The following is a 15,114-nucleotide window of genomic DNA, read 5'->3' as shown; positions in this document are numbered from 1 at the left end:
TCACATGAAGCGAGTCATCATTACGGGAGCCGCCGGCTTTCTCGGCTCCCATCTGGCAAAAGAACTGGTGGCGAAGGGCTGTGACGTAATCGGCATCGACAATCTCAGCACCGGGTTGCGGGCAAATGTGCGGGATCTGGAAGGCAAGCCAAACTTCCGGTTTGTCGAACGGGATGTAACGTCCATCGAGCCGGCCATCGAACCGGAGTTCGCCGGCGTCACGGAGATTTATCATCTCGCGTCTCCGGCCTCGCCGAAGTTTTACCAGGCCTCCCCGCTCGAAACGATTGCCGCCAATACGCTCGGGACCCGAAACATGCTGGAAGTGGCCCGATGCCTGCAGGCCAAGTTTCTCTTCGCCAGTACGAGCGAGGTATACGGGGACGCCGACGTTCATCCCCAGCCCGAAGATTACTGCGGGAAGATCAACACCTGGGGACCGCGAGCCTGTTATTACGAAGCGAAACGGTTGGGCGAGGTGTACTGTTTCGAGTATTACCGCATCCATCAGGTCCGGATGCGAATTGCCCGCATTTTCAATACCTATTCGGCCGGCTTGCGGAATGATGACGGGCGGGTGATTTCCAATTTTTTGACGCAGGCGCTGAACGGAGAGGAGATTACCGTGTACGGTGACGGACAGCAAACCCGCTGTTTTTGTTACGTGGACGATACGGTCCGGGGCCTGCAGGCCATGATGGAGTCGGAAGCGGCCGAGGGGCAAATATTCAACATCGGCAATCCTGTGGATTATACCATTCTCGAGATCGCGCAGCTGATCAAACACATGATCGCGTCCGACAGCGCCATTACCTTTTGTCCCTTACCGGCGGACGACCCCCGGCAGCGCTGTCCCTCCATCGAAAAAGCGAAGCAGATCCTGGGGTGGGAGCCGAAAATCGATCTTGAGGAAGGGCTGCGGCGGACGATCGCGGCATACAAAAGGGCGTTGGCGGGGGAAACGCGCGATGAAAACGGGTAGGCTGCGATCGGGGGCGGGAGCATGAGAAGCCATCTGGACAAGACGGGGCGACTGCACGGCTATTACCTGTATCCATGGGATTTTTTATGGGCGTATTACGGCAATCCCGCCATGGTCCAACACCATGTTCGCTCGTTTGACTTCGGACACGCTGAATCGCTTGCCGAACCCAACAAACTGGATGACACGCCTGAGTGGGCGTTTGCAGGCTGTCTGCAATCCAGGCCGCTGCCCAGCTATCTCGCGCTTATCCCCCGGGGGCGCGTGGCAGGGTTCTCCGGCGGCGTGATCAGCCCGGATCACAAGCTGTTGTGGGACGTTTCCTACGAGTTTGGTTCGACACCCGCGACACACACCCTGTTGAAAATGCCCCGTCTCCCTTCCGTTACGCCCCTGCCGGGGATCGCCGCCGTTTTGACGTCCAGTGCCAGTTCCAACTACTACCACTGGCTGTTTGACGTGCTGGCGCGGATTCACCTGCTTCGGCTCGGCGGGATTCCCGTCAGCCGGTATATCATCAACAGCCAGGGACATGTTCCGTTTCAGACAGAAACCCTTGCCGCCCTCGGCATCCCGAGGGAAAAACTGATCATCTGCGGCCATCATACGCATATCGAAGCAGACTGGTTGGTCGTTCCTTCTCTGCCGGGGTACAACGGACATCCCCCCAAATGGGCGTGCGACTTTCTGCGGGAGGCGCTGTACCCGAATCGGGACAGTCAGCCGACGGCGGGTGGCGAACGGCTCTACATCAGCCGGGAGGACGCCAAACATCGAAACGTGACAAACGGGGACGAAGTGGTCAGGGAACTGGCGGCGTATGGATTCCGAATCGTCAAATTGGAGCAGCATTCCGTCCGTGAGCAGGCCCGACTCTTTTCCGCCGCAGAGGCGATCGTGGCTCCCCATGGCGCCGGTCTCGCCAATCTCATCTTCTGCCGGCCGAAAACAAAAGTGTTCGAACTGCACTCCCCCAATTACGTGGTGACCTGTTACTGGGTCCTGAGCAATCACGTGGGAGCAGAGTATTCCTTTTTGCTCGGGGAAGGGCCCCGCCGGTACCTCTATCGCTACAACGACAATATCACCGTGAGTATTCCGGCGTTGAGAAGAATGCTGCAAAACGTGTTCGGGTCGTAAGGCGAATTCGATTCGTCGGAGGGGGTTTTATGGAACGATGGGATGATGGTACCGCTCCTCCCAAGGATTTTTACAACTCCACGGCGGAATGGGCGGCCGCTGCGGATCGAGCGCAGGGAGTCGTGGCGGGCAGGTATCGGGAATGTCCGGCGGAACCGTTCCGCTATGACCCCGGCCGCTTCCGCCAGGCGATGGACCCTTCCATGTGGACGATGTTTGGCGAACCGCTGCCCTACTACATTGCTTTCATGCCGGACGGAAGAGTGTGGGGGGAGAACGGGGCCGTGATCAGTCCGGACAATAAACTGGTCTGGGATGTCTCCCACGAGATGTACCGACTGCCGCAGGAGCATTCCGTCTTTGCGCAGGAACGGCTGCCGCCCGTCACCCGTCTGCCCGGGACCGCTGCGCTGTTGACGTATGTGGGCAGCTCCAATTATTTTTTCTGGATGTTCGACGTATTGGCGCGGATGGAACTCCTGCGGCGCCAGGGGATCACCGTCGACAAATACCTGATCAATCAAAAGCGCCAGCCGTTTCAGGATGAGACGCTTGCCGCACTCGGGGTCACGCCCGATCAGCTGATCGAATGCAGAAGCGATACCCACATTTGCGCGTCCAACCTGGTCATTACCCCGGCGGTGGCATACACCGGCCACGTGCAAAAATGGGTGTGCGACTTTCTGCGCGAACAGTTCGCCGGTTGGCGGGCAGCCGCTTCCGGCGGGAAGGGGGAACGCCTCTACATCAGCCGTTCACGGGCCCGTTACCGACACGTGCGCAATGAGGAAGAAGTGGCCGCTTTGCTGGAACGGTACGGATTTACCTGCATCCATTGCGAGGAGTATCCGGTCGCGGAGCAGGTGCGCATGTTTGCTTCGGCACAGGTGATTGTCGCTCCGCACGGGGCGGGCCTTGCCAATATTGTCTTCTGCCGGCCGGGAACGAAAGTGGTGGAGTTTTTCTCTCCGCACTGGGTTCGCCAAACGTACTGGATGATCAGTTGTCACTGCGATCTGGATTACTACTACCTGCTCGGCGAGAAGCGGGAACTGGTCTACGATGTGTGGTCCATCCGGCACCACATCCAAGACGATATCGTCGTCGATCTGGGGCGCCTGGCCGAGCTGCTGAAACTGGCTGGATGCACATAGCGGCAGGGGGCGGCGAAGGAAAAAACGGGGTGCTTGCCATTGGGCCAAGCACCCCGTATCCGTTTGGATGAGGCGGTATGCGATGATGGGGGGCGTGCCGACCGCATGCGGCGGACTGCAGGTTACAGCCGGGGAACAGGAGTGCGATGATCCCGGACCCACTGTGCGATTCCGGCGGGATTTGCCAGATACGCCCGGTAAAACTGCAGCTCCTGATACGTGAGAGGAAGCACCTGATCGGCCAAAAAACTGATGACGCGCGGATTCGCCGGGGACCCAATCTTCACGTTCCACGATGCGAAAATGTCCACCTCATGGTTCGTCCTGTCCGGCGGGAGCGGAAGTTCCACCGTGAATGTCGTTCCGCTCACGGCAATCCTTCCCGTCATGCTGCCGTTTATCACGTAATGCAGGAAAGCAGGATGGGAAGACGGCGGACTGCCCAGTCTGCTGCCCCTGATCAGCAGCGTGTGCGCGGGAGCCTGCGGATCGGATTGAATCGAGACGTGAAATCTGGGCGGGACCCACATGTCCGGGTAGCGGTTCATCGCTGTGATCCGCGGCGCGCCGCCAAAAACCGCGTGCGCCCGAAAAAAGGTCAGCAGCGGAAAAACGCCCTTGTTGTGGTGAAAGTACAGGTATTCCAGCACCCAGTCGTTTGACACGGTGCCGTAATGCTTGGCGCTCGTCCTGAACACTTCCTGGAGCCCTACCGTCGGCCACTGGTTGACCGATTTGGATGCGGCGTGATACCTGGCTTTTGCCCAGTAATCGGGCACATAGCCGATGGGGTGGCGCTTCGCGATGCGAATCCACAAGTCGTAGTCCATGCAGAAGCTGAGCGTTTCATCCAGGCCCCCCACCTCGTACAAGACCTGTTTTCGGATGAAGGCGGCAGGCTGCAGGATGTTGCACCGTTCGAACAGTTTTTGCCGATCTTGCGGTTTGACGGGAAACGGTCTGATCGGGAGGTTTCGCTCGTTCGCACAGTAGCCGTTTCCGTGCACCATCCCCCAGTGGGGGTTTGCCATCAGGGCTTGAACCGCTTTGCGGATGGCGCCGGGCAGATACGTGTCGTCCGAATTCAGCCATCCGATAATCTCTCCCTGCGCGACAGACAACCCTTTGTTGATCGCGTGGGACTGGCCGCGGTCCGGTTCGGACACGAAGCGGAATTTCTCGCTCTGCCGGTTGTATTGGGAGAGAATCGCAAACGTGTTGTCCGTAGATCCGCCGTCGATCACGATGTGTTCCACATGCGGATAATCCTGCTGCAGCACACTCTCGATGGTTTCCCTGATATACGTCCCTTGGTTATAGGAGGGGGTGATGACGCTCACAAGCGGAAGCGATTGGGTGTCCATGGGTCTCACTCTCCTATTTGCGAGATGGGCCTGGGTGTGAAGTCAACCAGATGTCCACATAGCCGCTGTACTGTTTGCAGTGTTCATCATAGAACGAAAGCAGACTGTCAACGGTAACGGGGGCGGGATTGACATCCTCGACCAGCGAGTTCACGATTTCCGCCCGGGAAAACAGGCGAAGCAGGCGTTCGACCTGCTGCTTGGAGGTGCCGTGGCGGTACAGGTGGTAGGGCGAATATTCCGCGATCACGCTGGTATGCGGGCCAATCATCGGCAAACAGGCCTCCAAAATGTCAAAGTCCGCCCCCTGGGTGTCGGTCACGATCAAGTCAAACGAGTCTGGAGCTTGGTTGCGATAACTCTGCTTGAGAAATTCCGGGGGCTGCACCATCGGGATGTGGTAGGGGATGCCGTGAAAAATGGAGACGTCCGCATCGTCCAGTCGGGGCATGGCGCAGCGGTGGTCGGATGAATCCCAATCGCTTTTGTAAAAAGGGATAAACCCCTGTTTTTTTCCCGCTGCGAACGGAAACGCGTGGACGTTGCGCACCTGGTTGATCACCAGGTTCATCGTCAACAGCGAGTAATTGACCGGGTCAGGTTCAAAACAATAGATCATGGCGGTTGGCTCCACCTTGGCCAGGAAAATCGCCGCCGAGCCGATATGGCCGCCGGCGTAGAGAATCCTGTCCTTGCGTTTGAGAACCTTTCGCGCGTGATCCAGCGCGTCCGACCACAGCTTCTTCCCACTCCGAAATTCGGCGCCGGTGATGTTATCTTCCAGGTTTGTCACAAGCGTCATGGTGACATCGTTCAAAGACACTTCCGTATGAGTAAAAGGGTGCATGACCGTCTACCTCCGCACAAAGATGCCGTTTACCTGAAGCACTTCCCCTGTGGTGTAGTCTGCAAAATCCCTTTCCAGATAGAGCAGATCAAAACCCAAGCGATCCACGTAGTCAATCATGGCCGGGTACAGCAATTGGTGCTGGTACAAGGGGACAAGCGACAGTTCCATTTCCAAGATGTCCACTTGGGGCAGCGTCCGTGCGGCCCCCTTGAGTACCTCCAGCTCGTATCCCTGGACGTCCAGCTTGAGATAGACGCGTTCGTGCGATTGCATGAGCGACGGCTGCAGCGAATCCAAACGCGTGATGGCGATGGTTTCCCTGCCGACGTAGCGCGAATCGGGAGCGCCGATCACGTGCCGGTCCAGCATCGGCAAAAGGGAACTGCTGTAGGAGTTGCCGGCGATATTGATGATGGTATAGCCCTCCGTGCTGCCGAGCGCCACCTGCTGGCAGTCCCAGTGGGGATCGCTGGAAGCCCGTTGGCGCAATTGGGCAAATTCTTTGGACAGCGGTTCAAAGGAGACGATTCTGCCGCGATACCCTTGCTGTCTCAGCTTGGTGGCGTACTGTCCGGTATTGGCGCCAACATCCAGCACGAGTGCAATCTGTTTATCGGCAATCAATTGTGGTCTGCTGGGAAACTGGCGGAAGACCCAGTCAAATTTGCGAGAATCCAAGGCAGTGCGGACCGCGTGCTTCAAGATTTGACGATTGTCCATTACAGGTTCTCCCCTCCGTGTAAATGGCAGGCATCCGGATGATCATTCATTGCCTTATAGAGTAGGATATGATTTCTTCACCCGGATGGTTTGGACAGCAGTGTCATCGTTTTTCGGTTTTTCCGAAAAGATGTGCGTTCTCCTGTGTTCGATCAGCCGAAAATGAATGCCGCACCACGTCCGGCTGCCGGGAAAATCGCCCGGTCTCGCCGCGGAACCGCTTCGCATAGGTTATCGTATCGCGCCGGGAAACATAACTTCTTACAACGAAGGAGGGATATGTGTGGCTTCGGAAGATCTTCCCTTGGTGAGCATCATTACGCCGTCGTTCAATCAGGGGCAATTTATCCGCCAAACGATTGAGAGCGTGCTGCAGCAGGACTATCCCTATCTGGAGCACATCGTGATCGACGGCGGATCTACGGACGACACGCTGGCGGTTTTGGAGCATTTCAGCCAGGTGGACACGCGCTTTCGCTTCGTTGCCGAGCCTGACCGGGGACAGTCCCACGCGATCAACAAGGGACTGGCGTTGGCCAGGGGAGAGATCATCGGCTGGCTGAATTCGGACGATACGTACGAGGCGGGGGCGGTCATGAAAGTGGTGAAGGCGCTTCAAGAGCACCCCGATTGGGGCATGGTTCACGGAAACGCCTATGTCACCAACGAACACAATCAAAAGGTTACCGTCTTCCCGTTTCCCCCAAAACTGCCGGTCGATGCCGTGGAACTGTTTGAATGCTGCCACATCTGCCAGCCGTCCGCTTTCATCCGGAAAGAGGTGATGGAAGAGGTTGGCGGAGTGGATGAGAAGCTGAACTTCTGCATGGATTACGACCTGTGGATTCGGATTGCCAAAACGCATCGCATCGGTACCATTGAAGACTACCTGGCCAACGCCAGATACCACGGCTCCAGCAAATCGGGAACCCAGTGGGCATCGGTCGGAATACCGGAGGTGCTTGAGACCAGCCTGAAACACTTCGGGGCCATTTCCAACACGTGGTTCGCGGATCACTACGTCCCCCAATACCGGAAATACGGCATCTACCGGATACTGCGCGACGTGAAAACATACAAGGTGTTCGGCAATACCCCGAAGCTGGCGGACATGAATCGCTTCCCGGACCGGATGGTTCCGATCCAGCTCGTCCTGTCCATCAAGGTCGATCCCGAGCATCCACTCGACACGCTGCTGCTCAAGGGACAAATTCCCCTGAATGTTCCCGCCCAGCCGCAGAACATTCAGCAGTTGACCGTGATGCTCAACGGCCAGCTTGCCGGAAACGTTCGCATTCCCGCGAACCTGTTTGAGCTGGAAATCCCGCTCCGCTCTGATCAAGCGGAGAACCGGGTTGAAATCTATTCCTCGTGGCATGTCATTGTCCCTGACAGCCAGGCGAACAAACGGGTGTGCAGTTTTCTTGCCCACGAAATCATTCCCCTGTCCCGCGAAGAAGCGGCGTTTTTCCGTGTGTTTACGAAAGAGCAGCATCGGCTGAGAGAGTGGATCCGCGAAACCAGGCGACCCGTTCCCCGAATCTGACCCCACTCACCTAATTTTAACGCCCGTCCGCCAACGAACCACGCAGCATCGAACATGCATGCATATCATAGGATCGTCGGAAAAATTGGCAGCGACGTGCGAAAACTTACGTGAGGGGGTGGCGGGCAATGAGCGGGCACTTTTTCCTGCAGTCGCCCACACTGCGCACCCGGTTGCTGGACATTCAAGCGAAAGTGGCACCCATCCAGGGATGGGTGAGCGATCAAGCGGGCATGGTGTTATACCAGCTCACACGGTTTTATGCGCCCACCGGCACGGTTGTGGAATTGGGATCGTGGAAAGGACGGTCTACCGTCTGGCTGGCCCACGCCGTCAAGGACCGGGGAGCGGGCCGGGTATTTGCGGTTGACACCTGGAAGGGTACGCAAAACGGGGGGCCTGATGAACAAACCTGCCAGGCCTATGACTGAACCTGTCACAAGGGAAGGAGGGGAAGGACTCCGCATGAACCATGCCGATTTTTTGGCCGGGATCTCGTTTCGCAGCATTCAGCCGACCGACCAACTGCCGGGGAACATGTTTTTTGCCGACGATTTCGCCCTGCAGTCAACCAATACGGTGCTGCCGGCAGACGGGCTGCGGTTGACGGAAAACATCCGCAGTGTGTGGGACATTCCGAAAATGTCCACCTTCGCGATCGGGGCCATCCTGAACCGCTTCGTTTCGCAGCTTGCGCCCGGCCACGCCTACGTGAATGTCGGCGTGTGGCACGGATTCACGTTTCTGGCGGGACTGGCCAACCATCCCGATAAAACCTGCATCGGGGTCGACAACTTTTCGGCATTCGGCGGACCGCGCGACCGTTTCCAGTATTATTTTCAGCGGCATAAAAGCGGGAACCACGCATTTCACGAGATGGATTACGTCGAGTATTTCAAACGCGTGCACAAGGAGCTGATCGGCTGTTACCTGTTTGACGGGCCGCACGACTACCACAACCAACTGCTGGCGCTGCAGATCGCCGAACCCTATTTCGCCAACGGCTGCGTCATTCTCGTTGACGATACCAACTGGGCCGATCCGCGCCGAGCCACCCTCGATTTCATCGCGTCCAAGCCCGGTCGTTACCGAATCCTGCTGGATGTCCGGACGGCCGGCAACGGTCATCCGACATACTGGAACGGCTTGATCGTGTTTCAACACGTGCAGGAATCCTAGTTCGCGCCCAATTGCACAGGCGGATGAAAAAAAGCCTCTGAAGATGTGTACCGCTTCAGAGGCTTTGTCGTTCCCATCCGCACAGGGTGGGTTACCTTAACAGGTGCCCGACCGCTTGTTTGAGCGACGCCAGTTTTTTTTCCGCCTCTTCCAGAGAGGTACCCTTGACGCCGACATACAGCTTGATTTTCGGTTCCGTGCCGGACGGCCGGACGCAGAACCAGGACGCGTCGTCCAGCACGTATTTGAGCGCGTCGGTTTTGGGAAAGGTCAGCAGAGCGGTTGTGCCCAGGGCGACATCCCTGCGTTCGCCCGCCAGATAATCTTCCACGACAGTCACCTTTTTTCCGGCTATCTCCGTCAGCGGCCGGCTGCGCAGGCGAGAGAGGATGGACGCCATCGCGGCCATGCCGTCCCGGCCCCTGCAGGTGATTGCATGCAGGTCTTCCATGTAGTACCCGTAGGTGGCAAACAACTGGAGCAGCGCATCGTACAGGCTTCGCCCCTCCGCCTTGTGGAAGGCGCAGGCGTCGGCCATGAACAAGGCAGCCTGCACGGCGTCCTTGTCGCGGACGAAATCGGCGATCAGGAAGCCGCAGCTCTCCTCATAGCCAAACTGGAAGGCGTACGCGCCCGTTTTTTCAAACTCGCCCAGTTTCTCGCCAATGTATTTGAATCCCGTCAGCGTGTCGACGGTGGCCAGCCCGAAATCAGACGCAATCGCCCTTCCCATCTCTGACGTGACGATCGTTTTCAACACGACGCCGTTTGCCGGAAGAGCGCCGCTTCGTCGTTTTTGGGACAGCAGGTAATGCAGCAAGAGCGCTCCGGTCTGGTTGCCGGTCAGAACGACGTAGTCTCCCTGAGGATGTTTCACGGCCACCCCGAGGCGGTCTCCGTCCGGATCGGTTGCCAGAATCAGGTCAGCGCCGTCCTTTCTCGCATACTGAATGGCCAGGCGAAACGCTTGATGCTCCTCCGGATTAGGGGAGGAGACGGTGGAAAAAGAGGGGTCCGGATCGGCCTGCTCCCTTACGACCGTGACGTGGCGGTAGCCAAACGCGTCGAGTCCTTTCATGATCGCTTCGTACGTGGTGCCGTGAAGCGGCGTGAACACGATGCGGACGGGATCGCCGGCCGATTGGACGGCTGGCGGGATGCGGCAGCTTTCCAACCGTTCCAGATACGCCTGCAGCAGCTCGCCGCTGATCGTACGCAATAAGCCGCTCGCCCGGAGCGCCTGTTCGTCCGCTGCCGCAATCCGCAGCTCGTCGCCCGCCTCCTCCATGTGCGTCAGCAGCGCTTCGGCGGTCGCCGGCGTGATCTGCCCGCCGTCTGCGCCGTATACCTTGAACCCGTTGTATTCCGGCGGATTGTGGCTCGCCGTGATGACAATGCCGGCAAACGCCCCCACATGGCGGACGGCAAACGAGAGCAGGGGCGTAGGGCACAAGCGGTCAAACAGATGGACGCGAATGCCGTGCCATCCCAGCACGCTGGCCGCTTCCACGGCAAACGTCCGGGATTTGTGCCGACTGTCGTAGGCGATCGCCACGCCCGCGTCCATCGCCGCTTTCCCGTGGTCGATCACATAGCGGGCCAAGCCCGCCGACGCTTTTCGCACGGTGTACAGATTGATCCGGTTGATCCCGGGACCGAGCTCCCCGCGCATGCCGCCGGTTCCGAATGCGATCGGTCTGGCAAAACAGTCTTCCAGGGTGTGGGGGTCGTCCCGCAAGCTGTCCAACTGGGCGCGAAGTTCCGGATCGAGGTTGGCGAACGTCGTCCAGCGCTGATAGTGGTCCTGCCAATGTTCGGTCATCGCTAGCTTCACTCCCGCTTGATAGTACCAGTTGTTGTTAGGGTATTACCGGCGGTCGGTCCTGGTGAACGATGCGGACACAGGAAAACCGGAACCCGCCTTGCACATGCGCCATATATTGGGGGAGAATGGCATTTTCCGATTCCGGGGGTGAGCCGTTGGACGCGCGGATCAGGGTCAACTGGGTCGGGCCACAATTTGCCGGCCACAGCATCGCTGTTGTCAACCGGAATCTCTGCAGGGAGCTGGAGCGAGATCCTCGCCTTCTCCTGAGAATGGAAGTGCCGCCGGACGAAATGATGCGGGTGCCGTCCTCCCGCGCCGCTTCGTTTGCGCCGTTTTCCGAAGCGGACGCTGCGGTTGTTCACGAGTGGACGCCCGGATGGGGCAAACCGGCCGGGAAGCGCCGGATCTGCATGCAGGCCTGGGAGTATGGAGCCATTCCGCGCGAATGGTTCATCCCGATGACGAAGGACGTCGACGAAATCTGGGTGTACAGCTCCTACAACAAGGAATGCTACGTACGCTGCGGCATTCCGGCAGAAAAGGTACAGGTGATTCCGCTGGGTGTCGACGAATCGGTCTTCCGCCCGGAGGTCGCGCCGATGCGCGTGGGGACGGCAGGGTTTCGCTTCCTGTTCGTCGGCGGCACCATCGTCCGCAAGGGGATCGATCTCTTGCTGCAGGCCTATGTGGACGAATTCACGGCGGATGACGATGTTTGTCTCGTGATCAAGGACAACGGGGCAGGCAGCTTTTATAAAGGAAAGACGTTTCAAACGGCGATCCGGAAAGTCGCTTCCCGGCCGCGCAGCCCGCGCATTGTCTATCTGGACCGGCACTTGTCCGAAACGGAGATGGCGGGCTTGTATGCGGGGTGCGACTGCCTGGTTCACCCGTACAGGGGAGAGGGATTTGGCCTGCCGATTGCGGAGGCGATGGCATGCGGACTTCCGGTCATCGTGCCGGACCAGGGCCCCAGCCGCGATCTCTGTGACGGGCGGACGGCTTTTTTGCTTCCGGCCGAGGTGGTTGGGCTCCCCGAGCAGGGAACGGGTCTCCCAGAGACGGTGGGGCCGCCCTGGTGGCTGTCCGTCGACAAGCACGACCTGCAAAAAACCATGCGCGTTGCCAGCGAGAACCGCGCCCTCGTCCAGGCAATGGGGCGCGCGGCAAGCGAGCGGATGCGATCCGCCTTTACGTGGAAACACAGCGCGGAGGCCGTCCTCCGCAGGCTGCAATCACTTGCTGAAAAGGAGTAGCGAGACCGTGACGAAAACAGCCTTCATCACAGGCATCACCGGCCAGGATGGGGCTTATCTGGCCAAGTTTCTGCTGGAAAAAGGATATCGGGTGGCTGGATTGCTCCCGCGGCGAAGCACCAGCAACCTCTGGAGACTGGAATACCTGAACATCGCCGACGAAGTGGAATACAGGGACGGAGACGTGCTGGACCTTTCGTCGCTGATCCGGGCTGTCAAGGCGGTTAAACCGGATGAGGTGTACCATCTGGCGGCACAGAGCTTTGTCGGCTCCTCCTGGGAGCAGCCCATCTTGACCGCCGAGGTGACCGGCATGGGCGTGCTGCACGTGCTGGAAGCGATTCGCGAGGTGGACCCGGGCATCAAAATGTATCAGGCGTCGTCCAGCGAACTGTACGGGCTGATCCAGGAGCCGATGCAGTCGGAGCAAACCCCGTTCTACCCGCGCAGCCCGTATGCGGTTTCGAAGCTGTTCGGTTACTGGATGACGAAAAACTACAGGGAGAGCTTCGGCATGTTTGCCAGCAACGGCATCCTGTTCAACCACGAGTCGCCGCTGAGAGGGCTTGAATTCGTGACGCGGAAGGTGACCCACACCGTCGCTCAAATCGCGGCAGGCCGGAAAAAGGAACTCCGGCTGGGAAACATTCACGCCAAGCGGGATTGGGGCTTTGCCGGCGATTACGTGGAAGCGATGTGGCTGATGCTGCAGCAGCAAAAGCCGGACGATTTTGTGATCGCGACGGGAACCACCACGACGGTCGAGGAGATGTGCAGGATCGCCTTTGACTACGTGGGGTTGGACTTTCAGGATTACCTCGTGATCGATCCGCAGTTGTTCCGTCCGGCGGAGGTGGACGTTCTGCTGGGGAATCCCGCCAAAGCGAAGCGGGAATTGGGCTGGGAACCCAAAACGGGATTGCAGGAGCTGATCCACATGATGGTGGAGGCCGATCTGCAGAGAGTCAAACAGGCCTAGCGGAATGACGGGGAAAAGGGGCGTACCGGCGCGTACGTCTTTCTTTTTTTGCGGCGCCCTCTATCCTGTGATACCCTGGGTTCAGGCTGTGATAGAATGGGAGAAAGGGGGGGGTGCGGATGCGTGCAGGAGCTCCTGAATGAATTCATGAACCACATGCGTGAATTTCGAAACGAGATGAACGTACGGCTGGATCACCTCGGGCGCGGACTGGACGAGACGAATCAGCGCCTGGACCGGGTCGAGCAGGGGCTGGAGAAAACGACCAAACGCCTGGATCGGCTTGAAAAGGGGCAGGAGCAGATGGCCGTGCGCCTGGAGCGGCTGGAGAGCCGCTTGGAGCGGGTCGAAGAGGGCCAGAAGCAAATGGCCGAACGCCTGGAGCAGGTCGAAAAGGGCCAGGAACAGATGACCGTGCGCCTGGAGCAGCTTGAAAATGGCCAGAAGCAAATGGCCGAACGACTGGAGGGAGTTGAAAACGGTCAGAAGCAGATGGTCGAACGCCTGGAGCGGGTCGAAAAGGGCCAGGAACAGATGACCGTACGACTGAAGCAGCTTGAAAAGGGGCAGGAGCAGCTCAAAAAAGGCCAGGAGGAACTAAAAGAGTCAATCAAGCACTACGCCATCTTGATGACGGAAAATTTCACCTCCATACGTACGGACTTGCGGAAGAATCATATGGACGTCCAAGCTGATGTGAACCTGCTGTTTAAAGAAGTGGAAGGAATCAAGCGACATACGCATAAAATCGAGCAGCGAATCGGCATGTGACAAGAAACAGTCTTGCGAAAGGCTGTTTTTTTTCGTACCGTTTTTGAACAACAATGGGGTGTCCGACTCAGGGGTGTTCGGCTGATTGACGCTCGACCATGACCTGTTAAAACTTTAGGGCAACCTGTTTGGGATAATAGGTTATCCTAAAAAAGAGCGATCAAACAATGGGTTCAGAAAAATACCGCAAGAATATCAGGAATTTTCACGATCTTCCGTCTGTGTCAGCTGGGTTGGCACGAAAGTTGCTATTTTCTCGGAGACGAAGAATCGAATTCTTTCACTTCAACACAAAAGGAGACAAGTCATGAACGTGGTAGCCAACGTATACCGAGGGGAAGCGGTGGAAAGCTCCCACCTCGGCCATGTAGCTGTCGTCGACGCAAACGGAACCCTGCTTTACTGGTACGGCGATCCTTATCGCCTCACGTACGCCCGTTCCAGCATGAAGCCGATTCAGGCGATCCCGGTGGTGGAGACGGGAGCGGCGGATCGCTTCGGGCTGGAGCCGGCCGATCTGTCGCTGTGCTGTGCCTCGCACAGCGGGGAGCCCCGCCACCGCGAGCGGGCGCTGGCGATGCTGGTCCGATGCGGACAAGCGGAAACGGCACTCAAGTGCGGAACACACGTGCCGCGGGACGAGGAGAGTTACAAGCAGCTGCTTCGGGAGGGCAAGCCGCTGACGCCGGTTTACAGCAACTGCTCGGGTAAACACGCCGGGATGATTGCCACCGCCGTCCATATGGGAGAAGATGTGGCCACCTACCATCACCCGGACCATCCGGTCCAGCAGCGCATCCTCGATGCGGTCAGCGACCTGACCAGCTATCCGCGGGAGAAGATTACGCTGGCCACGGACGGCTGCGGCGTGCCGGTCCACCGTCTGCCGCTGGCCCATTATGCCTGGGCGTACGCGAAGCTGGCCAAGCCGGACGTGATTGCCAACCCGTCGCGGCAGCAGGCAGTCCGCCGCATCACCGACGCGATGACGGCCCATCCGGAGATGGTTGGCGGCAATAACCGCTACTGCACCGATCTGATGCGCGCGTTCCGCGGCCGCGTGATCGGCAAGGCGGGGGCGGAAGCGGTCTACTGTCTGGGGGACCGGCAGACCGGGCTGGGCATTGCGGTCAAGATCGAGGACGGAGGAGCCCGTGCCATATACGCCGTCGTCAACGAAGTGCTGCGGCAGCTAGGGATCGGGACGGACGGACCGCTGAAGGAACTGGCGGCGTACACGGAGCTGGTCGTGACCAACATGAGCGGAACCGTTGTCGGGCGCATCGAAACCAGATTTGCGCTCAATCGGGACAACACGGTCTTGCGTGCGTAAAACGGACGACTG

At 58.5% G+C, this 15,114-nt stretch carries 14 protein-coding genes; 10 read left to right on the top strand and 4 right to left on the bottom strand.

From position 1 onward, the window contains the following. Positions 1-4: 4 nt before the first annotated feature. The 3 genes from M516_RS0101535 to M516_RS22515 are packed head-to-tail and all read left to right on the top strand — an operon-like array spanning position 5 to position 3,276. A complete protein-coding gene (locus M516_RS0101535; RefSeq protein ID WP_029097550.1) occupies positions 5-982 on the top strand; it encodes a UDP-glucuronic acid decarboxylase family protein in 978 nt (325 codons plus the stop codon). A gap of 21 nt (positions 983-1,003) precedes the next feature. Further along, entirely contained in the window at positions 1,004-2,122 is a 1,119-nt protein-coding gene (locus tag M516_RS22520; RefSeq protein ID WP_051188062.1) for a glycosyltransferase family 61 protein, read from the top strand. A 29-nt stretch (positions 2,123-2,151) separates the two neighbouring features. Continuing rightward, positions 2,152-3,276, top strand: a complete 1,125-nt coding sequence (locus M516_RS22515; RefSeq protein ID WP_051188061.1) for a glycosyltransferase family 61 protein — start codon at positions 2,152-2,154, stop codon at positions 3,274-3,276. A gap of 122 nt (positions 3,277-3,398) precedes the next feature. Here M516_RS22515 and M516_RS0101520 read toward each other — a convergent pair whose 3' ends face one another. Genes M516_RS0101520 through M516_RS0101510 form a run of 3 tightly spaced genes read right to left on the bottom strand, consistent with a single transcriptional unit; the run spans position 3,399 to position 6,210 of the window. Next, the gene (locus tag M516_RS0101520; RefSeq protein ID WP_029097549.1) at positions 3,399-4,640 is read right to left on the bottom strand and encodes a glycosyltransferase family 2 protein; all 1,242 of its coding nucleotides are present in this window, start codon (positions 4,638-4,640) and stop codon (positions 3,399-3,401) included. 13 nt (positions 4,641-4,653) lie between these two features. Then, positions 4,654-5,487: an FkbM family methyltransferase gene (locus tag M516_RS0101515; RefSeq protein ID WP_029097548.1), complete on the bottom strand. Its 834-nt coding sequence runs from the start codon at positions 5,485-5,487 to the stop codon at positions 4,654-4,656. Between the two features lie 6 nt (positions 5,488-5,493). Continuing rightward, on the bottom strand, positions 5,494-6,210 hold the full coding sequence (locus M516_RS0101510; RefSeq protein WP_029097547.1) for an FkbM family methyltransferase: 717 nt from the start codon (positions 6,208-6,210) through the stop codon (positions 5,494-5,496). A gap of 283 nt (positions 6,211-6,493) precedes the next feature. On the opposite strand from M516_RS0101510, the gene M516_RS0101505 reads away from it, so the two are divergent. From M516_RS0101505 to M516_RS0101495, 3 genes are all read left to right on the top strand, one after another. Next, positions 6,494-7,756, top strand: a complete 1,263-nt coding sequence (locus tag M516_RS0101505; RefSeq protein ID WP_029097546.1) for a glycosyltransferase family 2 protein — start codon at positions 6,494-6,496, stop codon at positions 7,754-7,756. A 128-nt stretch (positions 7,757-7,884) separates the two neighbouring features. After that, positions 7,885-8,187: a class I SAM-dependent methyltransferase gene (locus M516_RS0101500; protein WP_029097545.1), complete on the top strand. Its 303-nt coding sequence runs from the start codon at positions 7,885-7,887 to the stop codon at positions 8,185-8,187. Between the two features lie 34 nt (positions 8,188-8,221). Then, positions 8,222-8,935, top strand: coding sequence for a class I SAM-dependent methyltransferase (locus M516_RS0101495; RefSeq protein WP_029097544.1), 714 nt, complete (start codon positions 8,222-8,224; stop codon positions 8,933-8,935). Between the two features lie 91 nt (positions 8,936-9,026). On the opposite strand, the gene M516_RS0101490 is transcribed toward M516_RS0101495, so the two are convergent. Then, positions 9,027-10,757 carry a phospho-sugar mutase gene (locus M516_RS0101490; RefSeq protein WP_029097543.1) on the bottom strand — a complete coding sequence of 577 codons (1,731 nt, stop codon included), beginning with the start codon at positions 10,755-10,757 and terminating at the stop codon, positions 9,027-9,029. 128 nt (positions 10,758-10,885) lie between these two features. Here M516_RS0101490 and M516_RS0101485 point away from each other — a divergent pair, with 128 nt between their 5' ends. The 4 genes from M516_RS0101485 (at position 10,886) to M516_RS0101470 (ending at position 15,102) form a co-directional block, all read left to right on the top strand. After that, positions 10,886-12,019: a glycosyltransferase gene (locus M516_RS0101485; protein ID WP_029097542.1), complete on the top strand. Its 1,134-nt coding sequence runs from the start codon at positions 10,886-10,888 to the stop codon at positions 12,017-12,019. A 7-nt stretch (positions 12,020-12,026) separates the two neighbouring features. Next, on the top strand, positions 12,027-12,998 hold the full coding sequence (gene gmd / locus M516_RS0101480; RefSeq protein WP_029097541.1) for a GDP-mannose 4,6-dehydratase: 972 nt from the start codon (positions 12,027-12,029) through the stop codon (positions 12,996-12,998). A gap of 123 nt (positions 12,999-13,121) precedes the next feature. Further along, entirely contained in the window at positions 13,122-13,769 is a 648-nt protein-coding gene (locus M516_RS0101475; RefSeq protein ID WP_029097540.1) for a hypothetical protein, read from the top strand. Positions 13,770-14,076: 307 nt separating this feature from the next. Continuing rightward, entirely contained in the window at positions 14,077-15,102 is a 1,026-nt protein-coding gene (locus tag M516_RS0101470; protein ID WP_029097539.1) for an asparaginase, read from the top strand. Positions 15,103-15,114: the final 12 nt, after the last annotated feature.

Source organism: Brevibacillus thermoruber 423 (assembly GCF_000454065.1).
Lineage (GTDB): Bacteria > Bacillota > Bacilli > Brevibacillales > Brevibacillaceae > Brevibacillus > Brevibacillus thermoruber.
The sequence above is the reverse complement of the archived record's forward strand: the minus strand, read 5'-3'. Positions and strand labels throughout refer to the sequence as shown.